At 65.2% G+C, this 23,328-nt stretch carries 23 protein-coding genes; 13 read left to right on the plus strand and 10 right to left on the minus strand.

What is annotated here, in order from left to right; translation table 11 throughout:
* Window positions 1–15: 15 nt before the first annotated feature.
* Window positions 16–672, plus strand: a complete 657-nt coding sequence (locus BRSPCE3_RS24020) for a carbonic anhydrase (RefSeq protein ID WP_244068764.1) — start codon at window positions 16–18, stop codon at window positions 670–672.
* Window positions 673–803: 131 nt separating this feature from the next.
* On the opposite strand, the gene BRSPCE3_RS24025 is transcribed toward BRSPCE3_RS24020, so the two are convergent.
* Together BRSPCE3_RS24025 and BRSPCE3_RS24030 are read right to left on the minus strand one after the other, a co-directional pair.
* Window positions 804–1,364: a TIGR00645 family protein gene (locus BRSPCE3_RS24025; protein WP_244068765.1), complete on the minus strand. Its 561-nt coding sequence runs from the start codon at window positions 1,362–1,364 to the stop codon at window positions 804–806.
* 37 nt (window positions 1,365–1,401) lie between these two features.
* A complete protein-coding gene (locus tag BRSPCE3_RS24030; RefSeq protein WP_244068766.1) occupies window positions 1,402–2,436 on the minus strand; it encodes an aspartate-semialdehyde dehydrogenase in 1,035 nt (344 codons plus the stop codon).
* Window positions 2,437–2,552: 116 nt separating this feature from the next.
* Here BRSPCE3_RS24030 and BRSPCE3_RS24035 point away from each other — a divergent pair, with 116 nt between their 5' ends.
* Window positions 2,553–3,350 carry a hypothetical protein gene (locus tag BRSPCE3_RS24035; protein WP_244069047.1) on the plus strand — a complete coding sequence of 266 codons (798 nt, stop codon included), beginning with the start codon at window positions 2,553–2,555 and terminating at the stop codon, window positions 3,348–3,350.
* Between the two features lie 177 nt (window positions 3,351–3,527).
* Window positions 3,528–3,935, plus strand: a complete 408-nt coding sequence (locus tag BRSPCE3_RS24040; RefSeq protein WP_244068767.1) for a hypothetical protein — start codon at window positions 3,528–3,530, stop codon at window positions 3,933–3,935.
* Between the two features lie 117 nt (window positions 3,936–4,052).
* Here the strand turns inward: BRSPCE3_RS24040 and leuB are convergent, their stop codons facing one another.
* Window positions 4,053–5,165 (minus strand): 3-isopropylmalate dehydrogenase, encoded by a 1,113-nt coding sequence (gene leuB / locus BRSPCE3_RS24045; RefSeq protein WP_244068768.1) that lies wholly within the window; start codon window positions 5,163–5,165, stop codon window positions 4,053–4,055.
* Window positions 5,166–5,314: 149 nt separating this feature from the next.
* On the opposite strand from leuB, the gene BRSPCE3_RS24050 reads away from it, so the two are divergent.
* Together BRSPCE3_RS24050 and BRSPCE3_RS24055 are read left to right on the plus strand one after the other, a co-directional pair.
* Window positions 5,315–6,178 carry an EamA family transporter gene (locus BRSPCE3_RS24050; protein ID WP_244068769.1) on the plus strand — a complete coding sequence of 288 codons (864 nt, stop codon included), beginning with the start codon at window positions 5,315–5,317 and terminating at the stop codon, window positions 6,176–6,178.
* A gap of 89 nt (window positions 6,179–6,267) precedes the next feature.
* On the plus strand, window positions 6,268–7,476 hold the full coding sequence (locus BRSPCE3_RS24055; protein ID WP_244068770.1) for a YbfB/YjiJ family MFS transporter: 1,209 nt from the start codon (window positions 6,268–6,270) through the stop codon (window positions 7,474–7,476).
* Window positions 7,477–7,567: 91 nt separating this feature from the next.
* Here the strand turns inward: BRSPCE3_RS24055 and BRSPCE3_RS24060 are convergent, their stop codons facing one another.
* The 3 genes from BRSPCE3_RS24060 to BRSPCE3_RS24070 form a co-directional block, all read right to left on the minus strand.
* Window positions 7,568–8,353 (minus strand): molybdopterin-binding protein, encoded by a 786-nt coding sequence (locus BRSPCE3_RS24060; RefSeq protein ID WP_244068771.1) that lies wholly within the window; start codon window positions 8,351–8,353, stop codon window positions 7,568–7,570.
* A gap of 11 nt (window positions 8,354–8,364) precedes the next feature.
* Window positions 8,365–8,997 carry a cytochrome b/b6 domain-containing protein gene (locus tag BRSPCE3_RS24065; RefSeq protein WP_244069048.1) on the minus strand — a complete coding sequence of 211 codons (633 nt, stop codon included), beginning with the start codon at window positions 8,995–8,997 and terminating at the stop codon, window positions 8,365–8,367.
* Window positions 8,998–9,189: 192 nt separating this feature from the next.
* Window positions 9,190–9,741 (minus strand): fasciclin domain-containing protein, encoded by a 552-nt coding sequence (locus BRSPCE3_RS24070; protein WP_244068772.1) that lies wholly within the window; start codon window positions 9,739–9,741, stop codon window positions 9,190–9,192.
* 346 nt (window positions 9,742–10,087) lie between these two features.
* Between BRSPCE3_RS24070 and BRSPCE3_RS24075 the strand changes: the two genes are divergently transcribed.
* Window positions 10,088–11,488 carry an MFS transporter gene (locus tag BRSPCE3_RS24075; RefSeq protein ID WP_244068773.1) on the plus strand — a complete coding sequence of 467 codons (1,401 nt, stop codon included), beginning with the start codon at window positions 10,088–10,090 and terminating at the stop codon, window positions 11,486–11,488.
* A 112-nt stretch (window positions 11,489–11,600) separates the two neighbouring features.
* Here the strand turns inward: BRSPCE3_RS24075 and BRSPCE3_RS24080 are convergent, their stop codons facing one another.
* Window positions 11,601–12,362, minus strand: a complete 762-nt coding sequence (locus tag BRSPCE3_RS24080; protein ID WP_244068774.1) for an SDR family oxidoreductase — start codon at window positions 12,360–12,362, stop codon at window positions 11,601–11,603.
* 87 nt (window positions 12,363–12,449) lie between these two features.
* Between BRSPCE3_RS24080 and BRSPCE3_RS24085 the strand changes: the two genes are divergently transcribed.
* Both BRSPCE3_RS24085 and BRSPCE3_RS24090 read left to right on the plus strand, forming a co-directional pair.
* Window positions 12,450–13,979, plus strand: a complete 1,530-nt coding sequence (locus tag BRSPCE3_RS24085; protein ID WP_244068775.1) for a malonyl-CoA synthase — start codon at window positions 12,450–12,452, stop codon at window positions 13,977–13,979.
* Between the two features lie 23 nt (window positions 13,980–14,002).
* Window positions 14,003–14,500 carry a hypothetical protein gene (locus BRSPCE3_RS24090; protein WP_244068776.1) on the plus strand — a complete coding sequence of 166 codons (498 nt, stop codon included), beginning with the start codon at window positions 14,003–14,005 and terminating at the stop codon, window positions 14,498–14,500.
* Between the two features lie 113 nt (window positions 14,501–14,613).
* Here the strand turns inward: BRSPCE3_RS24090 and BRSPCE3_RS24095 are convergent, their stop codons facing one another.
* Together BRSPCE3_RS24095 and BRSPCE3_RS24100 are read right to left on the minus strand one after the other, a co-directional pair.
* Entirely contained in the window at window positions 14,614–15,474 is an 861-nt protein-coding gene (locus BRSPCE3_RS24095) for a sulfite exporter TauE/SafE family protein (protein WP_244068777.1), read from the minus strand.
* A gap of 13 nt (window positions 15,475–15,487) precedes the next feature.
* Window positions 15,488–15,736, minus strand: a complete 249-nt coding sequence (locus tag BRSPCE3_RS24100; protein WP_244068778.1) for a hypothetical protein — start codon at window positions 15,734–15,736, stop codon at window positions 15,488–15,490.
* A gap of 122 nt (window positions 15,737–15,858) precedes the next feature.
* Between BRSPCE3_RS24100 and BRSPCE3_RS24105 the strand changes: the two genes are divergently transcribed.
* The 5 genes from BRSPCE3_RS24105 (at window position 15,859) to BRSPCE3_RS24125 (ending at window position 20,442) form a co-directional block, all read left to right on the plus strand.
* Complete coding sequence (locus tag BRSPCE3_RS24105) at window positions 15,859–16,761, plus strand: LysR family transcriptional regulator (protein ID WP_244069049.1); 903 nt, start codon at window positions 15,859–15,861, stop codon at window positions 16,759–16,761.
* 229 nt (window positions 16,762–16,990) lie between these two features.
* Window positions 16,991–17,389, plus strand: coding sequence for a succinate dehydrogenase, cytochrome b556 subunit (gene sdhC / locus BRSPCE3_RS24110; RefSeq protein WP_050402512.1), 399 nt, complete (start codon window positions 16,991–16,993; stop codon window positions 17,387–17,389).
* A gap of 14 nt (window positions 17,390–17,403) precedes the next feature.
* Window positions 17,404–17,778, plus strand: coding sequence for a succinate dehydrogenase, hydrophobic membrane anchor protein (gene sdhD, locus BRSPCE3_RS24115; protein ID WP_083992366.1), 375 nt, complete (start codon window positions 17,404–17,406; stop codon window positions 17,776–17,778).
* Window positions 17,779–17,781: 3 nt separating this feature from the next.
* Window positions 17,782–19,638: a succinate dehydrogenase flavoprotein subunit gene (sdhA, locus tag BRSPCE3_RS24120; RefSeq protein ID WP_244068779.1), complete on the plus strand. Its 1,857-nt coding sequence runs from the start codon at window positions 17,782–17,784 to the stop codon at window positions 19,636–19,638.
* 18 nt (window positions 19,639–19,656) lie between these two features.
* The gene (locus BRSPCE3_RS24125) at window positions 19,657–20,442 is read left to right on the plus strand and encodes a succinate dehydrogenase iron-sulfur subunit (RefSeq protein ID WP_166300497.1); all 786 of its coding nucleotides are present in this window, start codon (window positions 19,657–19,659) and stop codon (window positions 20,440–20,442) included.
* 28 nt (window positions 20,443–20,470) lie between these two features.
* On the opposite strand, the gene BRSPCE3_RS24130 is transcribed toward BRSPCE3_RS24125, so the two are convergent.
* Window positions 20,471–23,221 (minus strand): bifunctional acetate--CoA ligase family protein/GNAT family N-acetyltransferase, encoded by a 2,751-nt coding sequence (locus BRSPCE3_RS24130; RefSeq protein ID WP_244068780.1) that lies wholly within the window; start codon window positions 23,219–23,221, stop codon window positions 20,471–20,473.
* Window positions 23,222–23,328: the final 107 nt, after the last annotated feature.

Genomic DNA, 23,328 nt, shown 5'->3' on the forward strand with positions numbered 1-23,328 from the left:
GGTTAGCCAGAGGCCATGAAATTCTTTCCGAAGCAGTTGATCGACGGCTACCGGACGTTCGCGACCCAGCGGCTGCCGACCGAGCAGTCGCGCTACCGCGACCTGTCCGAGCGCGGCCAGTTTCCCGAGACCATGGTGATCGGCTGCTGCGATTCCCGCGTCTCGCCCGAGGTGATCTTCGATGCCGGCCCGGGCGAATTGTTCGTGGTCCGCAACATCGCCAATCTGGTTCCGGTCTATCAGCCCGACAGCAACGCCCACGGCGTCTCGGCGGCGCTGGAATATGCCGTGACCGTGCTGAAGGTGAAGAACATCGTGGTGCTGGGCCATGCCCAGTGCGGCGGCATCCGCGCCTTCGTCGACAAGATCAAGCCGCTGACGCCTGGCGACTTCATCGGCAAATGGATGCAGATGTTCATCAAGCCGGGCGAGGTGGTCGAGCAGCGCGAGCATGAGAGCATGCAGGACTTCGTCACCCGGATCGAGAAGGCCGCAGTGTTCCGCTCGCTGGAAAACCTGATGACCTTCCCGTTCGTGCGCGAGCGCGTCGAGAGCGGAGAGATGCAGCTGCACGGCGCCTATTTCGGCGTCGCCGAAGGCTCGCTGTTCGTGCTCGACCGGGCCGCGAAGGAATTCATCAGCGTCCGCGACGAACTGAAATCGGGCGAGTAGAGCGTTTTCGAGCGAAAGCCTGTCCCGGACTTGATCCGGGATGGACACCGGTTCGCGTGAAGAAAACGCGTCAAAGCAAGAATCCAGAGCTTCTGATTCTGATTCAATCAGAACCGAAAACGTTCCAGAAGCTACTCCCCGCCGTGATGGCCCCCGCTCCAGCGATCGGAGATCGCGAGCATGAAGGCCGAGACCACGAACACCAGGTGCACACCGACCAGCCAGGCGAGCTTGCTGGGATCGAAGACGGTATCGATGTTCATGAACGCCTTCAGCACCTGAATCGCCGAGATCGCGACGATCGACGCCAGCAGCTTTTGCTTCAGGCCGCCGAAATCGACCTTGGTCATCCAGTCCGGCCAATCCGGATGCCCTTCCGGATCGATCTTCGAGACGAAGTTCTCGTAGCCCGAGAACACCACGATCAGGATCAGGTTGCCGGTCAGCGAGATGTCGATCAGCGACAGCACGCCGAGGATGATGTCGGATTCCTTCGCGTCCGGCACATGCAGGATGAAATGCCACAGCTCCATGCAGAACTTGAGCAGCAACGCCGCGAGGCTGATGACGAGGCCGAAATAGAACGGCGCCATCAGCCAGCGGCTGTTGAACAGCAGGTTCTCGAAACGACGTTCAACGCGCTTCAGCGTCGGATTGGGCCGATAGGTCCCCGGTTGTTCCGCTTCCGCCATGCCACGCGCTTCCTGACGCTGCGAACCGCGCTCGCTGCTAAGCCGCCTTTTGCTTCGCGGTGATCAGCTTGCGGTTGATCAGGACCTCGGCGATCTGCACGGCATTGAGCGCTGCGCCCTTGCGCAGATTGTCCGACACGCACCAGAACGACAGGCCGTTCTCCACCGTCGCGTCCTCGCGGATACGGCTGATATAGGTGGCGTCCTCGCCGGCAGCCTCATAGGGCGTGACGTAGCCGCCCGGCTCGTGCTTGTCGATCACGAGGCAGCCCGGCGCATTGCGCAGGATGTTACGCGCCTCGTCCGCCGTGATCGGGTTCGCGAATTCGACGTTCACGGCTTCGGAGTGGCTGACGAACACCGGCACGCGCACGCAGGTCGCGGTCAGCTTGATCTTGGGATCAAGGATCTTCTTGGTCTCCGCCATCATCTTCCACTCTTCCTTGGTGAAGCCGTCTTCCATGAAGACGTCGATCTGCGGAATGATGTTGAAGGCGATGCGCTTCGGAAACTTCTTATTGACCAGCTCGTCATTGGTGTAGACGGCCTTGGTCTGCGAGAACAATTCGTCCATCGCGTCCTTGCCGGCGCCGGACACCGATTGATAGGTCGAGACCACGACGCGGGTGATCGTCGCCTTGTCGTGCAGCGGCTTCAGCGCGACCACGAGCTGCGCCGTCGAGCAGTTCGGGTTGGCGATGATGTTCTTCTTGGTGAAGCCGGCGACCGCGTCCGCGTTCACCTCCGGCACGATCAGCGGCACGTCCGGGTCCATGCGCCAGGCCGACGAATTGTCGATCACGACCGCGCCGGCCGCGCCGATCCTGGGCGACCATTCCTTGGAGACCGAGCCGCCGGCCGACATCAGGCAGATGTCGATGTCGGAGAAGTCATAGTGCTCCAGTGCCTTCACCTTCAGGGTGCGGTCGCCATAGGAGACCTCGATGCCGACGCTGCGGCGCGAGGCCAGCACGACGACCTCGTCTGCGGGGAATTTACGCTCGTCGAGAATGTTGAGCATTTCGCGCCCGACATTGCCGGTCGCTCCGACCACCGCGACTTTGTAACCCATCGTTCACTCTCCGACGAAAAATGCCCGTTCCCCCGCCACGTGCGGAAAGGGAAGAGGCAGCGCTTCTATGCGAGAAACCCCGTCAAGACAACGTTGCGTAGCTTTTGAGCGTTTTGATGCGTTTATTTCCGGCCGATCCGGCCGCGCCCCATCATACGAGAATTCCGTCAGCGCTGACGAGCTTCGTCGACGAGGTGTACGCCACGCTCTCCGGGCTGTTCGCCTATGCCGCGACGCTCGCGCTGTTCGTCGTCCTCGGCACTTATCTATGGAAGCAACTGCCGGATACAACGGCGATGGCCGCGCCCGCCGCCCCAGCAGGCTGGAGCACAGCTGCCCGCTCGGCGCCGGCCTTCGCCATCAGCAAGCCGGAACCACGAGATAAAACAGAGACTTACGAAGTCATCCGACATCCCGAAGGCGGCCGCAAGGACGTCTTCCGCTGGACCGATGCCAGCGGCGCGCCGGCCGCCGAGCTGGAAATCTACCGCCCCGGCGGCGAGGCCATGGGCCCCGCGGTCACCGAGATCGCCGGGCGGCTCGACCCCAGCGGCATCCGCGAGCTCGAGGCAGCCGGCATCGTCGACAGCAAGTTCGGCAGCGTCACCTTGCTGCGCCCGGCGCGACAGCAGGGCAGCCGTGCCTGCCTCGGCTTCCTCAAGCAGGCCGATGCGCCCGATCTCAGGATTTCCGGCTGGACCTGCCAGGGCACCAACCTGCCGGCCCAGCGCGCCGCGATCGTGTGCATGCTGAACCGCCTGACCCTGCTGGCGGCCGGCAACGACCCGAGGCTGGCGGCGCTGTTCGCGCATGCCGAGCTGCGGCGCACCGACTGCGTTACCTCCGGGCCGCCCGCTTTGTCGGCCGACTGGGTGATGGGCAGCGAGAACCCGCTTCTGCGCGGCGCCCTTTGATGGCGAGACCATGGCAACGTACTGGTTTTCATGAAACTTTTGCGCTCGGACACGCATTATCTCAGCCGGTGTGGCGCAATTGACCTAGTGACGACCCTGCCACCATGGCTACAATGTGTTCCGAGTGATTTTGGCTGATACGCCAGCCCCCGACGGGGCCGTAATGACGAGGATGCGATGACCTTGAAATTCCCTGCCGCGAACAAGCTCGTGGTGTTGCTTGCCGCGGCTGCCGTCACCGCAACCGCATTCGGCATGACCGCGGCCAGCGCGCAGCAGCCCCCGAGCAAGCGCAAGCAGCAAGAGCAGTATGACCGCGACGGCCGCCGCTATTACGGCTCGCAGGGTCCGAACCGGGTTTACCAGCAGGGTCCGCGCACCCGCGTTTACGTCACCACCCGCTCGTGGCTCGACGCCGGCACCGAAGTGCTGCCGGGCGACCGCAAGTTCAACGACTACGCCTATCCGCCGGATATCGGCTATCCCTCGTTCGCACGCGAGAACAACAACCGCCCGATCGATCGCCAGCCGCTCAGCCCGCCGGCCGATCTCGGCGGCTATCCGCGGAGCTTCCCGCTGTACTGAGAATTCCGGCCAACAGCCGATACGAAAATGCCCGGCTCCGGCCGGGCATTTTTTGTTTTGGGTTTCGTCATTCCGGGGCGATACGACGCATCCAGCCCCGGAATGACGGCTACGCCGTCACGCGTGCAGCTTCTGCAATTCCTGCAGGATCGCCTCGCCCATCTGCGCGGTGCTGACGGACGTGGTGCCGGCGGACTTGATGTCGGCGGTGCGCAGGCCACCGGCGAGCACGGCCGCGATCGCGGCATCGACCTTGTCGGCGAGTTCGCCCATGCCGAAGGAATAGCGCAGCGCCATGCCGAACGAGGCGATCATCGCGATCGGATTGGCAAGGCCCTTGCCCGCGATATCGGGCGCCGAGCCGTGCACCGGCTCGTACAATGCCTTGCGCTCCTTGGTCTTGGCGTCCTCCTTGCCGAGCGAAGCCGACGGCAGCAGGCCGAGCGAGCCGGTGAGCATCGCCGCGATGTCGGACAGCATGTCGCCGAACAGATTGTCGGTGACGATGACGTCGAACTGCTTCGGGGTCTTGACCAGGTTCATGCCGCCGGAATCGGCGAGCTGATGCTCCAGCGTGACGTCCTTGTATTCGCGCGCGTGAACCTGGGTCATGACCTCGTTCCAGAGCACGCCCGACTTCATGACGTTGCGCTTCTCCATCGAGGTCACCTTGTTCTTGCGCTTGCGCGCCAGCTCGAAGGCGACGCGGCCGATGCGCTCGATCTCGAAGGTGTCGTAGACCTGGGTGTCGATCGCGCGCTTCTGGCCGTTGCCGAGATCGGTGATGGTCTTCGGCTCGCCGAAATAGACGCCGCCGGTGAGCTCGCGCACGATCATGATGTCGAGACCCTCGACCACCTCGCGCTTGAGGCTCGAGGCGTCCGCCAGCGCCGGATAGCACACTGCGGGGCGGAGGTTGGCGAACAGGGCGAGGTCCTTGCGCAGCCGCAGCAGGCCGGCCTCGGGGCGCACCTCATAGGGCACGCTGTCCCACTTCGGGCCGCCGACCGCGCCGAAGATCACGGCATCGGCCGCGTTGGCCTTGGCCATGTCGGCCTCGGAGATCGACACCTTGTGGGCGTCATAGGCGGAGCCGCCGACCAGGCCGTGCTCGGTCTCGAACCTGGCGATGCCCTGAGCATTCAGCCAGTCGATCACGCGCTGCACCTCGGCCATCACCTCGGGGCCGATACCATCGCCGGGGAGAAGCAGCAGTTTATGGGTCGCCATGGTCGTTACCTCATTCAATCGGGCATGCCCGCCATCATTCGGCGGGAGTGCTAAAACGCCCCGGGCGGATTGGCAAGGCACCCCGAGCAAGGCCAAAATGGCCCGGAAAGAGCCCAACCGCGCCGCAAGAAGCCAACAAGACGGACCTCATGACCGCAGCCATCGTCTACGCCTTCGCCTCGGCGATTTTCCTCGGCGCCGGGGTGGTGCTGGCGCAACTTGGCCTGCGCACCGTCGAACCGCTGTCGGGCGCCGCGATCAGCGTGCCCTGCTTCACCCTGCTGTTCCTGGTGCTGTCGCCGCTGATCCTGCATGGCGAGCCGGTGGTCTGGCGCGCTCTGCCGATCTTCATGGCGATCGGGCTGTTCTTCCCGGCCTCGCTGACGCTGCTGACCTTCGCCTCGAACCGGGCGCTCGGGCCGGTCATCACCTCGACGCTCGGCAATCTGGCGCCGCTGTTCGCGGTCACCGCCGCCGTGGTGCTGCTGCACGAGCCCTTGTTGCCGCAGCAGCTGCTGGGCCTCGTCGTCGCGGTCGCCGGCGCCGCCGTCATCACGGTGACCCGGCCGCGCGACCTCGGTCACTGGCGCAGCTGGGCGCTGCTGCTGCCGCTTGCGAGTGCGCTGGTGCGCGGCATCGTGCCGCCGATCGCCAAGCTCGGGCTGGCGATCTGGCCGAGCCCGCTATGGGCCTGCCTGGTCGGCTATGTGATGTCCTCGCTGGTGGTGCTGACCGTGCAGCGGATCCGCAAGGGCAGCTTCGTGGTGCAGGCGCCGCGCGAGGGCCGGTTCTGGTTTGCTCTGACCGGGATCAGCAACGGGCTCAGCGCGCTCAGCCTGTTCGCCGCGGTCCGCAACGGCCCGATCACGCTGGTGGCGCCGCTCGCTGCGATCTACCCGCTGGTCACCGTGGCGTTGAGCGCTGTCATGCTCAAGCATGTCGAGATCACGGCGCGGATCATCGCCGGAACCCTGCTGACCGTTGCCGGCGTCGCGCTGGTCCTGATCGCCTGATTGCCCGATACGCAAGACTGTGTTGCGGGCTCCGGCGCTGGGCAGGACCGCCACGGCCTGCCACAATGGTTGTATTGCCGGAGTGAATTGTGAGAGCCCCTGCCCCGTCCTATCCGCATCCCGCGCGGCTGATCCTGATTCTTTCGCTCGCACCGACGGTCGGTCTCGGCATCGGCCGTTTCGCCTATTCGCTGGTGCTGCCTGACATGCGCGAGCAGCTGGCCTGGTCGTATTCGGCCGCCGGCTTCATGAACACGATCAATGCCGCCGGTTATCTGGTCGGCGCGCTGTTCGCCTCGCGCCTGATCCAGCGCTTCGGGCTCGCCGCATCGGTGCGCTGGTCGACGCTGGCCTGCGCGCTGTCGCTGGCGCTATGCGCCCTCTCCGGCAATTTCGCGGTGCTGAGCTTTGCCCGCCTGCTGGTCGGCTTCGCCGCAGCGATCGGCTTTGTCGGCGGCGGCGCGCTGGCGGCGACGATCGCGCAATCGCGGCCGGAACGCGCGAACTTCCTGCTCAGCCTGTTCTATGCCGGGCCGGGCGTCGGCATATTGGCGTCCGGCCTGATCGCGCCGTTCGTGCTGCAGGGCTTTGGCGCGGGGTCCTGGTGGATCGTGTGGTGGGCGATGACATTGCTCTCCGCGATCATGATCGTGCCGCTGATGCTGGCGCCACTGCACGCCAATGCGATCGCCGGCGGCATCGTGCGCACCAAATTCGCCATCGCGCCGGTCCTGATCTACCTCGCCGCCTATTTCCTGTTCGGTGCCGGCTACATCGCCTACATGACCTTCATGATCGCCTATGTCCGCGACGGCGGCGGTGGCGCGGTCGCGCAGAGCGCGTTCTGGAGCCTGATCGGGCTCAGCGCGTTCGTCACGCCCTGGGTCTGGCGGCGGGTGCTGGCGCTCGACCGCGGCGGGCTCGCCACCACCATCATCCTCGGCGTCAACGCGCTTGGCGCCAGCCTGCCGATCTTCGGGCATTCGCCGCTGCTGCTCGCGGTCTCGGCGCTGGTGTTCGGCGTCGCGTTCTTCGCGGTGGTGGGGTCGACGACGGCCTTCGTGCGCCTCAACTATCCGGCGGAAGCCTGGCCGACCGCGATCGCGGCGATGACCATCGCCTTCGGCATCGGCCAGACGCTCGGTCCGATCGTGGTCGGCGCCATCACCGACGCCGTCGGCAGCCTGTCATTCGCGCTGAATGTCTCGGCCGCGATGCTGGCGCTGGGGGCGGTGCTGTCGGCGTTTCAGAGGAAGGTCCCCTCCCAGCGTCGTCCCGGCGAAGGCCCGGACCCATAACCACAGGTGGGCGTTGTGGAGGGAAGTCTCTCCCCGCCTGCCCATTGCTTCGGCCGCGGAGTATGGGTCCCGGCCTTCGCCGGGACGACGGCTAGCTCCCACTGAACGAATTATACCCCTGGTCTTCCCAGTAGCCGCCCTTGTAGTCGTTGGTGACTTCCATCGAGAGCACGTATTTCGGGTTCTTGAAGCCGAGCTTGGTCGGCACCCTTATCTTCATCGGGAAGCCGTAAGCGCGCGGCAGGATCTGGTCGGCGAATTTGAACGTCATCTGGGTCTGCGGATGCAGCGCAGTGCGCATGTCCAGAGGTGAATTGTAGCCGTCCTTGTCGGCGCACTGGAACCAGACATATTTGGCGCGCATGTCGGCGCCGACCAGCTTGAGGAAATCGCGCAACGGCGTGCCGGTCCAGCTGCCGATCGCGCTCCAGCCCTCGACGCAGATATGGCGCGTCACCTGCTTGACCTGCGGCAGCTTGTACAATTCGTCGAGCGTCCAAGACTTCTTGTTCTCGACCAGCCCGCGCACCTCGAGCTTCCAGTCCGCGCCCGCGATCTCCGGCGCATCATCGAGATCGTAATAGGCGTTGAACGGAAACGGCTTGGTGATTGCGCTCTCGGGGAAGGTCGGCGCCAGCGCATCCGGATTGAAAATCCAGGCCTGCACCGCGTCGTTGAACTTCGAGACGTGCTTCAGCAATTCCTCGGCCGACGACGAATCGACCACGTCGCAGCCGGTCAGCAGCGTCAGCGCGCCGAGACTGGTGCCGGCGGTGATGAAGCGGCGGCGCGTCAGCTCCGGCATCGTCTTCACCGCATCGCGCACCAGCAGCTTCTTGTCGACACCCGGAATCAGGAGTTTTCTGAGACGACCCATCGCACCCTCCCTCAGCGTCCGATGATCATCGCGCGCAGGCTCTTCGGTACGAGCAGCGCGAGCGCGACGTGGATCACCAGGAAGGCGACGATCAGCGCCATGCAGGTGAAGTGGACATAGCGGGCGAAGTCGTAGCCGCCGAACAGCGAGACCAGCCAGTGCAATTGCACCGGCTTCCACATCGACAGGCCGGACAGCACGATGACGACGCCGACGGTGATGATGCCGGCATAGAGCAGCTTCTGCACCGAATTGTACTTGCTGAGGTCGTCATGCGACAGCTTGAAGGTCAGCGCCGCCCTGGTATCGGCAATCACGCCGCCGGGGGTGATCGGCAGCAGCTTCTTGCGGAAGCGGCCGGTGGCGAAACCGAGCGCCAGATAGACCAGGCCGTTGACCATCAGCAGCCACATCGCGGCGAAGTGCCAGAGCAGCGCGCCGCCGAGCCAGCCGCCGAGCGTGATGCTCCGGGAGAAGCTGAAACTGAACAGCGGCGAGGCGTTGTAGATCTGCCAGCCGGACATGATCATCAGGATCATCGCGAAGGCGTTGGTCCAGTGCACGATGCGCACCCAGACCGGCTGGATCGTCTTCGCGGGCGCCGCGGTCTCTGCCTGGTGGTCGCTGACGGCAAGGCTCGGCACAAGGCTCGTCATGGGAGTTCTCTGCTCGTGGTCGTTACCGGCTTATACGCCGGGAACCGGCGTTCCGTTACAGGGGCGCGCATCATCAATTCGATATACGCCACCTCATCTGGTCACAAAAATGCGAGCCGGGGCGAGGCGCCGGCTCGCGATTTCGTAAGGCGTTCAGGGACTAAATCGGCCCGTTGGGTGTTAGGTCGCCGGCATCAACACGGTGTCGACGACATGGATGACGCCGTTCGACTGGTTGACGTTGGAGATGGTCACCATCGAGGTGCCGCCCTTGGCATCGACGATCCAGACCTTGCCGTCCTGCTTCTTGACGGTCAGTTCCTCGCCCTCGGCGGTTTTCAGCTTCTTGCCGTCGGTGAGGTCGGAGGCCTCGAGCTTGCCGGGCACCACATGGTAGGTGAGGATCTTGGTCAGCGTCGCCTTGTTCTCGGGCTTGACCAGATTGTCGACGGTTCCGGCCGGCAGCTTGCCGAACGCGGCGTTGGTCGGCGCGAACACCGTGAACGGGCCCTTGCTCTCCAGCGTGCCGACCAGGCCGGCGGCCTTCACCGCAGCGACCAGCGTGGTGTGATCCTTCGAATTGACGGCGTTCTGGACGATGTTCTTCGACGGGAACATCGCGGCGCCGCCGACCATCACGGTCTTCTCCTCGGCGCGGACCGGCGCCACGACGGTGGCAGTGATCGCGATGGCGCTGAAGGCGGCGGCGAGAATGGCAATACGCTTCGACATGGTTTCGTCTCCCGATGAGATATCCGGCCGGCGAACGCATCGCCGGCGATGAAGGGCAACAACGGCGCGGGTTGGTTGCTAGATGCGGCGTCGTTGGCCTGAGCTACGGGAGGTTTTCGCGGCGGTTTCCGGAAATAATTCTTTGTGATTCCTGAAACCGGCTGGGACGCGCTGCGTACGCAGCGCGCCCAAGCATTTCATCCAAGCATTCCATCCCACGCATTCCATCGAGCGGAATGGACGCGTGCGCTGCCGCGAGCAATTTGCTTGCCGCCTTTGCTCGATTGGTTCAGCCTGAGATTGCGGCGCAGCTTCGCCAGCCATGCGGGGTGTGGGGAGACCAATCATGAGCAGCATCACGGCTGACGGCCAGGTCGCGCCTGCGGTGAACGATGTCACGGACGACGTCGGCCCGCTCGAACAGAAACACCTGCAATACGCCAACTACCGCGCAGTCGCCGGCAGCACCGAGCTCACCAAGACGCATTGGCACATCGCCACCGCCAACGCGCTCGGCTGGGGCTTCGACGGCATGGACGGCGTGATCTTCGCGCTGATCTCGCCGATGGTGATCAAGGAATTCCAGCTCAGCCTGCCGGAGTACCGCTCCGGCATGCAGATCGCGCTGTTTGTCGGCATCGCCGGGCTGTATTTCTGGCCGTGGCTCGCCGACCGCTACGGCCGCCGCACGCTGCTCGCGGTCAACATCGCGCTGTTCTCGCTGTTGATGCCGGTTGCGGCGATGTCGCCGACCTTTGCGGTCTTCGTGATCGCGCGCTCGCTGCTGTTCTTCGCGCTGAACGGCGAATGGTCGCTCGGCTCGATGCTGGTGGCGGAGACCTGGCCGGCCCGGCTGCGTGGCCGCGTCATCAGCACCACCCGCTCGGCCTGGTGCCTCGGCGCCACGCTCGCCGGCGCGATCACCGGCCTGGTCGCCGCCAATTACGGCTGGCGCATCGCCGTGATGGTGCCCGGCGTGATCGCGCTGCTCGCGATCTATATCCGCTCCACCTGCCCGGAATCGCCCTACTGGGTGCGCTCGCAGGACCGCAAGCGGCGCATCGCGGAAACGCTGGCGCGCGGCGGCACTGTCAGCGCCGAGGACAGCGCCTGGTTCGGCAAGGCCAAGTCGGTCGGCATCAGCCAGGTGTTCATGCCCGACGTGCTGCCGTCGACATTGATCGCGCTGTTCGTGGCCTGCGCCTCGACCTGCATCTACGGCACGGTCGGCGCCTGGATGCCGCTCTATCTCTCGACCGAAAAGCATTGGTCGACCACGGAATACAGCCTGTTCTACGTGTTCTACGGCCTGTGCGGCTTCGTCGGCCTGTGCCTGGTCGGCTGGCTGATCGACAAGATCGGCCGCCGCCGCACCTTCATCATCACCCTGATCGAGGGCGCGATCTTCATGACGCTCTGGGTCTATTCCGAGGACCGCGTGCTGTTGTGGACGTTTGGGCTGCTCTGGTGTCTCGGCTTCCTCGGCTTCTGGGGCCCGAGCACGACGCTGACGGCGGAGATCTTCCCGACCCGGATCCGCGGCGCCGCCAACGGCGTGGTCTGGGCGATCGCCTATTTCGTCGGCTTCGTGCTGTTTCCCTTCGTCTCGATCGCGCTCCAGCAGCACACCGGCTCGTTCGCGCTGGCGTTCCTCTGCATCCCCGTGCTGATGATTGCGATGGCGATCGGCGTGTTCTTTTGCGTGCCGGAGCATACCGGCAAGGAGCTGAACGAGATCAGCGAGTGATGCGCTGTTTGCAGCCCGGATGAAGCGCAGCGAAATCCGGAACAGCCTCTCCGCGGAAAGACCGCCCCGGATCGCGCTTCGCTCCATCCGGGCTACGAAGCGCTTTTTCGGCCTAATCCCGGTTCGCCGGGGTCTGGATGAAACCGCGGTTGTGGGTCGGGCTGATCAGGATCTCGTTCATGCAGACCCGCGCCGGCATGCTGGCGACGAAGGCAATGGTGCGGCCGCAATCCTCCGGCTGCAACATCTTGGCCTGCTCGGCTTCGCTCGGCACCACCGGCCGCTGCTTCAGGATCGGGGTCGCGACCTCGCCCGGCGACAGGCAGCAAGCGCGCAGGCCGTTGACGCATTCGTCCATGTTGAAGGAATGGGTCAGCGCCAGCACCGCGTGCTTGGTCGTGGTGTAGGCCGGGCCCGGCATCTTCGAGACATGACGGCCGGCCCAGGAGGCGACGTTGATGATGCAGCCGTCCTGCTGCTTGCGCATCGTCGGCAGCACGGCGCGCATGCAATAGAGCACGCCGTTGAGGTTGACCTCGACCAGCTTGTCCCAGCCTTCCAGTTCCATATCGGCCCAGCTGCGCTTCGGCACGTTGATGCCGGCGCTGTTGACCAGCAGGTCGATGCGGCCGTGCTTGCTAGCGATCGCCTCGGCCGCCTTGTTGACGTCGGCCTTGCTGCTGACATCGAGCGGGATCGCCTCGGCCTTGCCGCCCTTTTTGGTGATGTTGGCCACCACGCGGTCGAGCTCTTCCTTGCGGCGGCCGGAGATCACCACCGTCCAGCCGTCCGCTGCCAGGAATTCCGCCCCGGATTCACCGATTCCCGTCCCGCCGCCGGTGACCCAGGCCACGCGTTTCCCATGATTTGTCATGCAAACTGTCTCCGTTGCTTTCCGAAGGGCGTTTTTGCTAATCCAGCCGGACTCTTACCGGCGCTCTCGCCCCTCAGGGGATGTTGCATGAACACGACCACCAACGCCAACCTGTTTTCCCGCTTGTTCGACGGCCTCGACGACCCCAACCGGCTCGCGATCGAGCAGCTCGATGGCAGCCGCATCTCCTACGGAGATTTGATCGCGCGCGCCGGCCAGATGGCGAACGTGCTGGTGGAACGCGGCGTCAAGCCGGGCGACCGCGTCGCGGCGCAGACCGAGAAATCGGTCTCGGCGCTGGTGCTCTATCTCGCGACCGTGCGCGCCGGCGGTGTCTATCTGCCGCTCAACACCGCCTATACGCTGAACGAGCTCGAATACTTCATTACCGACGCCGAGCCGGCGCTGGTGGTCTGCGATCCCGCCAAGCTCGACGGCATCACGGCGATCGCCGCCAAGGTGGGGGCGAAGGTCGAGACGCTCGATCCGACCGGCAAGGGCTCACTGACCGAGGCCGCCGACAAGGCGCCGAAGGACTTCGCCACGGTGCCGCGCGGCAATGACGACCTCGCCGCGATCCTCTACACGTCGGGCACCACCGGCCGCTCCAAGGGCGCGATGCTGTCGCACGACAATCTGGCCTCGAACTCGTATTCGCTGGTCGACTACTGGCGCTTTACCGACAAGGACGTGCTGATCCACGCGCTGCCGATCTATCACACCCACGGCCTGTTCGTGGCGAGCAACGTGACGCTGTTCTCGCGCGCGTCGATGATCTTCCTGCCGAAGTTCGATCCGGACGCGATCATCAAGCTGATGGCGCGCGCCACCGTGATGATGGGCGTGCCGACCTTCTATACCCGCCTGTTGCAGAACCCCGGGCTGAACAAGGACGCCACCCGGCGCATGCGGCTGTTCATCTCGGGCTCGGCGCCGCTGCTCGCCGACACCCACCGCGAATGGTCGGCGCGAACCGGACATGCCGTGCTCGAACGCTACGGCATGACCGAGACCAACATGAACACGAGCAATCCCTATGACGGCGACCGCGTGCCCGGCGCGGTCGGCTTCCCACTGCCCGGCGTCTCGGTGCGGGTCACCGAGCCCGACACCGGCAAGGAGCTCGCCCGCGAGACCATCGGCATGATCGAGGTCAAGGGCCCGAACGTGTTCAGGGGATACTGGCGGATGCCGGAGAAGACCGAGGCCGAATTCCGCGGCGACGGCTTCTTCATCACCGGCGACCTCGGCAAGATCGACGACAAGGGCTACGTCCACATCCTCGGCCGCGGCAAGGATCTTGTGATCTCCGGTGGCTTCAACGTCTATCCGAAGGAGATCGAGAGCGAGATCGACGCCATGCCCGGCGTGGTCGAGTCGGCCGTGATCGGCGTGCCGCATGCCGATTTCGGCGAGGGCGTCACCGCCGTCCTCGTCTGCAGCAAGGGCGCCGATATCAGCGAGGCCTCGGTGCTGAAGGCGCTTGACGGGCGCCTCGCCAAATTCAAGATGCCCAAGCGCGTCTTCGTGGTCGACGAATTGCCGCGCAATGCGATGGGCAAGGTGCAGAAGAATATTTTGCGGGATACGTATAAGGATATCTACGCGAAGGCTTGAGGAGCGGATTTCGTGAGGGAACGATGAACCGCAAGTATGCCGAGAAGATTTGTCTACAAATCTTCGATGCTTTGGACGCGATGTACGAGGCTGAAATGGCCATTGCAGGGCTCGCCAAGCAGGAACGGACCCGATTCCATCAATCGGTTCAAGAGGTCATCGGCGACCTCGAGGACAAGCTTCTCCTTCCGATTTGCGAGCAATACCCGGACTTGCTGCCACCCACAGAGGAACAGAGGCCACGCATACTTTGCAGCGAATTGACATGGAGCGAGGTGAATCTTCCGTCGTCGGTGACCGAAGATCAGCTCGACGAGGTCATCATGTCGCTTTTGACGTCGCGGTGGCGGAAGGTCCTGTGGTTCGTGACCATTGCAGAAGAACGTTACAAGGAGCTTAGCTGGGCTGTCAGTCACGAGGCGACCGCGGCGCGATTGAAGGTGCTGTCCGATATGGATCGCATCGAGGGGATCGGCGATATGCGCTACTGGGGCAACAGCGAGGTCCGGTTGAAGGACTAGCCCCTGTAGACCAGCTGTCGTAGCGCGGATGGAGCGAAGCGAAATCCGGGAGCCGTCGATCGCCGGCAAGAACCCCGGATTGCGCTTCGCTCCGTCCGGGCTACGCGCTACGGCTAGTGCCCGCCCAACAGGCTGATCACGAACCGTCCGCCGACGATAAAGAGATAGGCCCCGAACGCCATCTCCAGAGCGCGCTTCGACAGTGCGTGCGCGACCTTGACGCCGAGCGGTGCGGTGACCAGCGTGGTCGGCATCACCAGCAGCGCGCCGATCAGCGAGACGTAGCCGAGCGCGAACGGCAATTGCAGCGCCGCGACGTCGGGAAAGCGCGCCGCGGCGGGCCAGCCGGCATAGACGTAACCCAGCGCGCCGGGGATCGAGATCAGCACCGCGAGCGCGGACGACGTCGCGACCGCCTGATGGATCGGCCGGCCATAGAAGGTCATCAGGAGGTTGGCGAACAGGCCGCCGCCGATCCCCATCAGCGTCGACAGCAGGCCGACGAAGAAGCCGTAGACGCGCATCAAAAAGCCCTTCGGCACGTCGTCGCCGAACTTCCAGGTCTCGCGTGCCAGGAGCAGCCGCGCCGCCGCCGACCAGGCCACCAGGACGAACACGATCTTGAACAGCCGCTCCGGCGCGAAGCGCGCGGTGACGCTGCCCGCGGCGACGCCGATCACGATCGGCAGCCACCAACGCTTCAGGATCGTCATGTCGACCGCGCCGCGGCGATAATGCGCGCGGAACGAGCTCAGCGAGGTCGGGATGATGATGGCGAGCGAGGTGCCGATGCACAGCGGCATCCGCACCTCCAGCGGCACGCCGGCGAGGCGAAAGCATTCGTAGAACACCGGCACCAGGATCGCGCCGCCGCCGATGCCGAACAGGCCGGCGAGAAAGCCGGACAGCGCCCCGACCGCGATCAGCAGCAGCGCAAGCTCGAGCAATTCCTTGGGATCGAGACCGGCCATCATGTCCTTCGCATCGTCAGGAGGCGCCCGCGTCGGTGCGGTCGGCGAGCCACAGCGTGACCAACGCGGCCAGCGGGGCAGCCGCCGCGATCAAGGCAAAGCGGAGCGGATTCGCGGGCGTCGCGCCCTGCATCAGCAACGCCACGACGTCGACTAGCAGTCCGGCGCAGGAGAAAACAAGCAGGGTGGCCGGATCGTCGGCGCTGCCGCGGCCGGCGCTTCGGCGCCGTTCGCACGACCTGGGCTGGATGGACGTTGAGGCCATATCGAACTCCTCAGATCATGGAGCCGGCAGGCTAGACCCTTCTGAATCATGGGAGTATTGCTCCAGATCGGCAGGCTCTCTTGCGAAATACGGAAGGATCTGGCTTGGATCAGCTTGCGGCGATGGCGGCCTTTGTCCGCGCGGTCGAGACCGGCAGCCTGTCGGCGGCGGCGCGTTCGCTGCCGAGCTCGCTGACCTCGGTGAGCCGCCAGATCAGCGCGCTTGAAGAGCATTTCGGCACCCGCCTGCTGCTGCGTACCACCCGCCAGCTCGTGCTGACCGACGACGGACGCATGCTCTACGAGCGCGCGAAATCGATCCTCGGCGAGGTCAGGGAGATCGAGGCCATGCTGGCGCGCGACCCGCACCAGCCATCGGGGCGGATTCGGTTGAGTTCGCCGAGCCTGATCGGGCGGCTCGTGATCGCGCCGTTGCTGGTGGAATTTCTGCGGCGCTATCCGGCGCTGTCGGTCGACCTGCTGCTGATCGATCGCGCCGTCGACATGGTCGAGGAAGACATCCATCTCGCCATTCGCATCGGGCGATTGCGCGACTCACAGCTCGTCACGCGCAAGCTCACCGATCTGCAGATGATCGTGTGCGCATCGCCGGACTACCTGGAGCGGCGTGGCGAGCCGCGGACACCGGACGAGCTTTCGTCGCACGACTGCCTGGTGTTTTCAGATTCACCTGGGAGCGCGGAGTGGCGCTTTGCCGACGGTTCGAAGACGGGACGCAAATTCCGCATATCCGGTCGGCTCTGGATGAATAGCCTCGACGCGCTCGTTGGTGCAGCGCGGGATGGCGCGGGCATCGTCCGCGCGCCGTCGTGGCAGGTGCAGGCCGATCTTGCGAGCGGCCGCCTGAAGCGCCTGCTGATCGACCATGAACCGGCGCCGACGCCGTTGCATTTGATGCTCCAGCCGTCCCGCCTCGCATCGCCTAAGATCAGGGCATTTGTCGATTATCTGGTGGAACGATGGGGCAAGATCGACGCCTTCCGGAGCCCCTCCGCCGAGCGCTGAGGAGGTCACTCGATCATCAGACATACGGATTCAATTCTTGGTTCGGCGAGCCTTGCATCTGGTATACCACACTGCGGATCAAACAGAATTCGGCAAGTCTAACAATGAACTTCGGTTCGACCGAAGGCTATTTGGCCGTTGCGCGGCGGGGTTCGACTCCGTAAATAGAACTCCTCTACCGCGTTCCCCGATGGGCCGGGCGCGGTCCCTCACAACATAAAGCCCGCCGATGACCGCCAGGATCGAACGACCGCTTTCACCCCATTTGCAGACCTACCGGTGGACGCTGACGATGGCGCTGTCCATCGTCCACCGTGCCACAGGTGTGGCACTCTACTTCGGCACCCTGCTGCTTGCCTGGTGGCTGATTGCAGCCGCCTCCGGCCCCACCGCCTATGCCAATGTCCAGGCCTTCACCGGCAGCGCGATCGGCAAGCTGATCGTGTTCGGCTACACGTGGGCGCTGATGCACCATCTGTGCAGCGGCATCCGGCATTTCGTCTGGGACCTCGGCTACGGCTTCAAGGCCAATGAGCGCGAAGCCCTGACCTGGGGCGCGCTGGTCGCCGGCATCGCGCTGACCGTGCTGGTCTGGATCATTGCCTATGCGGTTGGAGGTGGACGATGAGCGGCCGCTCTTCGATGCGCACGCCGCTGGAGCGCGTCCGCGGCCTCGGCTCCGCCCACACCGGCACCGGCGATTTCTGGCGCCAGCGCCTCACCGCGGTTGCGATGACGCTGCTGATCGTCCCCGTGATCGTCGTGGTGATCATGCTGATCGGCCGCAATCACGCCGGCGCGGCGCAGATCCTCGGCTCGATCCCGATCGCCATCATCCTGCTGCTCTTCATCGTCGCCAGCACCTGGCACATGAAGATCGGCATGCAGGTCGTGATCGAAGACTACATCCACAACGAGAAGCTGAAGATCGCCAGCGTAATGGCGAACAACTTCTTCTGCGTCGCGGTCGCATTGGCCTCGATCTACGCAATCCTCAAATTGTCGTCGGGAGTATAACCCATGCCTGCTCAAGGTTCGGCCGGTGAAGGAAACGGCAAGGCCAGCAACGGCAGTGGTCCGGCCACCAACGGCAAAGCCTATCCGATCCAGGACCACACCTACGACGTCGTCGTGGTCGGCGCCGGCGGCGCGGGCCTGCGCGCCGTGGTCGGCTGCTCGGAAGCGGGCCTGCGCACCGCCTGCATCACCAAGGTGTTCCCGACCCGCTCGCACACCGTTGCGGCGCAGGGCGGCATCTCGGCCTCGCTCGGCAACATGCACCCCGACGACTGGCGCTGGCACATGTACGACACCGTGAAGGGGTCGGACTGGCTCGGCGACCAGGACGCGATCGAATACATGGTGCGCAACGCGCCCGACGCGGTCTACGAGCTCGAGCATTGGGGCGTGCCGTTCTCGCGCACCGAGGACGGCAAGATCTATCAGCGTCCGTTCGGCGGCATGACCATGGACTACGGCAAGGGCCAGGCGCAGCGCACCTGCGCCGCCGCCGACCGCACCGGCCACGCCATGCTGCACACGATGTATGGCCAGTCGCTGCGCCACTCGGCCGAGTTCTTCATCGAGTTCTTCGCCATCGACCTGATCATGGACGACCAGGGCGTCTGCCGCGGCGTGATCGCGCTCAAGCTCGATGACGGCACGCTGCATCGCTTCCGCGCCCAGACCACGATTCTGGCGACCGGCGGCTATGGCCGCGCCTATGCCTCCTGCACCTCGGCGCACACCTGCACCGGCGACGGCGGCGGCATGGTGCTGCGCGCCGGCCTGCCGCTGCAGGACATGGAGTTCGTCCAGTTCCATCCGACCGGCATCTACGGCTCGGGCTGTCTCGTCACCGAGGGCGCCCGCGGCGAAGGCGGCTATCTCGTCAACTCCGAGGGCGAGCGCTTCATGGAGCGCTATGCGCCGTCGGCCAAGGACCTCGCCTCCCGCGACGTCGTCTCGCGCGCGATGACGATCGAGATCCGCGAAGGCCGCGGCGTCGGCAAGAAGAAGGATCACATCTTCCTGCACCTCGATCACCTCGATCCGAAGGTGCTGCACGAGCGGCTGCCGGGCATCTCCGAATCGGCGAAGATCTTCGCCAATGTCGACGTCACCCGCGAGCCGATCCCGATCGTGCCGACCGTGCACTACAACATGGGCGGCATCGCCACCAACTATCACGCCGAGGTGCTGACCAAGCGCAACGGCGATGACAATTCGGTGGTGCCGGGCCTGATGGCGATCGGCGAAGCGGCCTGCGTCTCGGTGCACGGCGCCAATCGCCTCGGCTCCAACTCGCTGATCGACCTCGTGGTGTTCGGCCGCGCCGCGGCGCTGCGGCTTGCCGACAAGCTGACCGCGAACGCCAAGCAGCCGGAGCTGCCGAAGGATTCCGCCGATCTCGCGCTCGGCCGACTCGATCACTTCCGCCACGCCTCCGGCGGCACGCCGACCGCGAAGCTCCGCGACAGCATGCAGCACGTGATGCAGAACAATTGCGCGGTGTTCCGCACCGGCGACGTGCTGCATGAGGGCCAGAACCTGATCCACAAGGTCTATGGCGGCGTCGGCGACATCTCGGTGTCGGACCGCTCGCTGGTGTGGAATTCCGATCTGGTCGAGACGCTGGAATTCGACAATCTGATCGTGCAGGCGATCGTGACGATGGATTCGGCAGCCAACCGCACCGAAAGCCGCGGCGCGCATGCCCGCGAGGACTTCTCTGCGCGCGACGACAAGAACTGGATGAAGCACACGCTGACCTGGATCGATCCGGCCGGCAAGACCGCGATCGATTATCGTCCCGTCCACGACTACACGATGACCAATGATGTGCAGTACATCCCGCCGAAGGCGCGGGTTTACTGAGAACGAAGGCGAGCAAGCATGGTTGAATTCGCACTTCCGAAGAATTCGAAGATTTCCGGCGGCAAGACCTGGCCAAAGCCGGCCGGCGCCACCGAGACCCGCGAATTCCGGGTGTATCGCTGGAACCCGGACGACGGCAAGAATCCGAGCGTCGACACTTACTACGTCGACACCCATGATTGCGGGCCGATGGTGCTGGACGGCCTGATCTGGATCAAGAACCACATCGATCCGACGCTGACCTTCCGCCGCTCCTGCCGCGAAGGCGTCTGCGGCTCCTGCGCGATGAACATCGACGGCCAGAACACGCTGGCCTGCACCAAGTCGATGCACGACGTCGGCGCCGGCGGCGCGGTGAAGGTCAATCCGCTGCCGCACCAGCCGGTGGTCAAGGACCTCGTCCCCGACCTGACCAATTTCTACGCCCAGTATGCCTCGATCGAGCCCTGGCTGAAGACCACGACGCCGACGCCGCAGAAGGAGTGGAGGCAGAGCCACGAGGACCGCGAGAAGCTCGATGGTCTCTACGAGTGCATCCTGTGCGCCTGCTGCTCGACCTCGTGCCCGAGCTACTGGTGGAACAGCGAACGCTTCCTCGGCCCCGCCGCGCTGCTGCAGGCGACGCGCTGGGTCACCGACTCCCGCGACGAAGCGACCGGCGAGCGGCTCGACAATCTCGAGGATCCGTTCCGCCTCTATCGCTGCCACACCATCATGAACTGCGCCAAGGCGTGCCCGAAGGGCCTCAATCCTTCCGAGGCGATCGCCGAGCTCAAGTTCAAGCTGGTCGAACGCCAGATCTGATCCGAGATAGCCGCGGCTGGCGCTGTTATCAGCGGCCAGCCGCTGAAGGCCGGATCAGGATATCCGCACCGACCGCATCGACAGCCGGGCGATCGAGATCGAGCACGACGTCGACGATGCTGTGATCCTCCGGATCCATCGTCACGGTGAAGCCGAGATCGCGGCACATCCCGATCATCGTGGTGTTCTCGGTCAGCACCTGGCCGGACAGCCGCTTCAATCCCTCCGACTTCGCGTAGTGGATCAGGAGCTGCATCAGCGCCCAGCCAAGGCCTTTGCCCTTGAGATCGGACTGCAGCAGGATCGCATATTCGGCATTCTCGTACAGCGAGTCCGAATGCAGTCGGACCGCGCCCATCATCTCGCCGGTCTCTGGATCGAGCGCCACGAAGGCCATCGCACGCGCATAGTCGAGCTGGGTGAGACGCGCGATGAAGACGTGCGAGAACTCCTTCATCGCGTGGAAGAAGCGCAGCCTGAGATCCTCGGCGGTCACGCGCTTGAAGAAATTTGCGACCATCGGTTCGTCCTCGGGCCGCATCGGGCGCACCGTGACGCGCGAGCCGTCGCGCAGCGCGAGCTCGCCCTCCCATTGCGACGGATAGGGCCGCACCGCGAGCCTTGTGTGCCCTGCGAACAGCCGGGAGGGCCTGCGGATCGCCACCCGCGCATCGAGCGCGAGCACACCGCTCTCGTCCGCCAGCATCGGATTGATGTCGAGCTCGGCGACCTCGGGAATATCGGCGGCCATCTGCGCCAGCTTGACCAGGGTCAGCGGCACCACATCGGCCGGGACGGCCGGCACATCGCCATAGCCGCCCAGCAGCCGCGAGACACGGGTGCGCCCGATCAGTTCGCGGGCGAGATTCATGTCGAGCGGCGGCAGCGCCAGCGCCTTGTCGTTGATCACCTCGACCGCGGGGCCGCCGCGGCCGAACACGATCACCGGGCCGAAGGTCGGATCGTCGGCGATGCCGAGGATCAATTCGCGCGCCGCGCGCCGCACGATCATCGGCTGGATGGTCACGCCCTGCAGCGTGGCATCGGGCCGCGCGCTGCGCGCCCGCTCCATCACCGTCGTGGCGGCCTCAGTGACGCTGTCCTTGGTGCGCAGGTCGAGAATAACGCCGCCGACATCCGACGCATGCCTGATGTCGCGCGAGAACACCCGGACCACGATCGCATGTCCCGCGGCGAGGAACGGCGCCGCCTTGTCGGCAGCGTCCTCGGCGCTGTCAGCGACGACGGTGGTGACGATCGGGATCCGATAGGCCTCGAACAGCGCGACGATCTCGGCCGGATCGAGCCAGGCGCGTCCCTCGGACAACGCTTTCACGACGACGTGCCGCGCCGCCGCCGTCTCCGGCGTGAACACCGACGCGACGCCGGGCGGGGTCGCGGCGAGCGCGGTGGAGGCCTCGCGATAGCGCACCAGGTACATGAAGGCGCGGACGGCATCGTCCTCGGTCGAGAAATGCGGAATCCGCGCCGCCTCGAAGATCGCGCCGGTGCGCTCGTCGGCGCCGACCCACGCCGCCAGCACCAGCGCGGCCACCGCGCTACGCCTGGTCCGGCGCTCACGCAGGCATTGCGCCACCGCCTCGGCAATCCCCTCGGCCGGCGCCACCGCCATCTCGACGTTCGCGACCAGCACCGCGTCGCTGTTGGCGTCATCGAGCAGCGCATTGAGCGCCACGACATAGCGGGCGGCATCGGCATCGCCCGCGATGTCGACGGGATTGGCGCACGACCAGCCCGGCGGCAGCACGTCGTTGAGCCGTGTGATCGTGTCCTCGGTCAATGTCGCGGGAATGCCGCCGAGCTCGGCCAGCCGGTCGGTCGCGAGGATGCCGAGCCCGCCGCCATTGGTCAGGATCGCCAGCCGGTTGCCGCGCGGCACGAAGCCGCGGCCGAGCAGCTCGGCGCAGTCGAACAGCTGGCGCAGGTCGTAGACCCGCAGCATGCCGGCGCGGCGGAAGGCCGCGTCGTAGACCGCATCGGAGCCGGCGAGCGCGCCGGTGTGGGTCGCAGCGGCCTTGGCGCCCTGCGCCATCCGTCCCGACTTGACGATGACGACCGGCTTCATGCGCGCCGCCGCGCGTGCCGCCGACATGAACTTGCGCGCGTCCTTGACCGCTTCGAGGTAGATCAGGATCGCATTGGTGTGATCGTCGAGCGCGAAATAATCCAAGAGGTCGGCGACGTCGACATCGAGCTGGTCGCCGATCGACGCGATGCCGGAGAAGCCCAGCCGCCGCTCCGCCGCCCATTCGATCATCGCCGATGCGACCGCGCCGGACTGCGAGATCAGCGCGACATGGCCGTCGGTCGGCTGATGCGAGGCGAAGCTCGCATTGAGCTTGGCGCGCGGCACCATGATTCCGAGGCAATTCGGCCCGATCAGGCGCATGCCGGCGCGCCGCGCCGTCTGTCCTGCGGTTTCCGCGAGCGAACCCGCGCCGTGGCCGAGACCGGCCGACAGGATCGCCGCACCGGCGACGCCGGCGTGACCGGCCTCCGCGACGATCTCCGGGACCGCTTCCGCGGGTGCGCTGATGACGACGAGATCGGGCGTGAACGGCAGCGACTTCAGGTCCGGGACGGTCGGCACGCCGTCGACTTCGGCATAGTGCCGGTTGACGACGCCTAGTCTGCCGGCGAAGCCGCTCGCCTTGATGTTTCGCAGCACCGCCGCGCCGAGCGACGACGGACGCGGGCTGCCGCCGACCACCGCAATGCTTCGAGGCGAAAAGAGCCGCTCCAGGCCGTAGGTCGACATTGCATGGTCTCGCGGGGAACCGATCGACGCGCGTTAGGCGTCCTCGCCTGCACTCTACTTGTTCGCTCGGCCGCTTGCACCCTTTGCCGCCGCGACACAACGCGACG

It is taken from the genome of Bradyrhizobium sp. Ce-3 (assembly GCF_022835695.1).
Classification (GTDB): domain Bacteria; phylum Pseudomonadota; class Alphaproteobacteria; order Rhizobiales; family Xanthobacteraceae; genus Bradyrhizobium.

Bases quoted from the DNA above. Each gene is read 5' to 3' on its own strand.
- BRSPCE3_RS24060 (WP_244068771.1), bottom strand. From the start codon at position 8,353: ATGGGTCGTCTCAGAAAACTCCTGATTCCGGGTGTCGACAAGAAGCTG.
- BRSPCE3_RS24125 (WP_166300497.1), top strand. From the start codon at position 19,657: ATGGTTGAATTCGCACTTCCGAAGAATTCGAAGATTTCCGGCGGCAAG.
- sdhC (WP_050402512.1), top strand. From the start codon at position 16,991: ATGACCGCCAGGATCGAACGACCGCTTTCACCCCATTTGCAGACCTAC.
- BRSPCE3_RS24020 (WP_244068764.1), top strand. From the start codon at position 16: ATGAAATTCTTTCCGAAGCAGTTGATCGACGGCTACCGGACGTTCGCG.
- BRSPCE3_RS24035 (WP_244069047.1), top strand. From the start codon at position 2,553: ATGCGTTTATTTCCGGCCGATCCGGCCGCGCCCCATCATACGAGAATT.
- BRSPCE3_RS24095 (WP_244068777.1), bottom strand. From the start codon at position 15,474: ATGATGGCCGGTCTCGATCCCAAGGAATTGCTCGAGCTTGCGCTGCTG.
- BRSPCE3_RS24040 (WP_244068767.1), top strand. From the start codon at position 3,528: ATGACCTTGAAATTCCCTGCCGCGAACAAGCTCGTGGTGTTGCTTGCC.
- leuB (WP_244068768.1), bottom strand. From the start codon at position 5,165: ATGGCGACCCATAAACTGCTGCTTCTCCCCGGCGATGGTATCGGCCCC.
- BRSPCE3_RS24130 (WP_244068780.1), bottom strand. From the start codon at position 23,221: ATGTCGACCTACGGCCTGGAGCGGCTCTTTTCGCCTCGAAGCATTGCG.
- BRSPCE3_RS24075 (WP_244068773.1), top strand. From the start codon at position 10,088: ATGAGCAGCATCACGGCTGACGGCCAGGTCGCGCCTGCGGTGAACGAT.
- BRSPCE3_RS24105 (WP_244069049.1), top strand. From the start codon at position 15,859: ATGGCGGCCTTTGTCCGCGCGGTCGAGACCGGCAGCCTGTCGGCGGCG.
- BRSPCE3_RS24085 (WP_244068775.1), top strand. From the start codon at position 12,450: ATGAACACGACCACCAACGCCAACCTGTTTTCCCGCTTGTTCGACGGC.
- BRSPCE3_RS24070 (WP_244068772.1), bottom strand. From the start codon at position 9,741: ATGTCGAAGCGTATTGCCATTCTCGCCGCCGCCTTCAGCGCCATCGCG.
- BRSPCE3_RS24100 (WP_244068778.1), bottom strand. From the start codon at position 15,736: ATGGCCTCAACGTCCATCCAGCCCAGGTCGTGCGAACGGCGCCGAAGC.
- BRSPCE3_RS24025 (WP_244068765.1), bottom strand. From the start codon at position 1,364: ATGGCGGAAGCGGAACAACCGGGGACCTATCGGCCCAATCCGACGCTG.
- BRSPCE3_RS24030 (WP_244068766.1), bottom strand. From the start codon at position 2,436: ATGGGTTACAAAGTCGCGGTGGTCGGAGCGACCGGCAATGTCGGGCGC.
- sdhA (WP_244068779.1), top strand. From the start codon at position 17,782: ATGCCTGCTCAAGGTTCGGCCGGTGAAGGAAACGGCAAGGCCAGCAAC.
- BRSPCE3_RS24050 (WP_244068769.1), top strand. From the start codon at position 5,315: ATGACCGCAGCCATCGTCTACGCCTTCGCCTCGGCGATTTTCCTCGGC.
- BRSPCE3_RS24080 (WP_244068774.1), bottom strand. From the start codon at position 12,362: ATGACAAATCATGGGAAACGCGTGGCCTGGGTCACCGGCGGCGGGACG.
- sdhD (WP_083992366.1), top strand. From the start codon at position 17,404: ATGCGCACGCCGCTGGAGCGCGTCCGCGGCCTCGGCTCCGCCCACACC.
- BRSPCE3_RS24090 (WP_244068776.1), top strand. From the start codon at position 14,003: ATGAACCGCAAGTATGCCGAGAAGATTTGTCTACAAATCTTCGATGCT.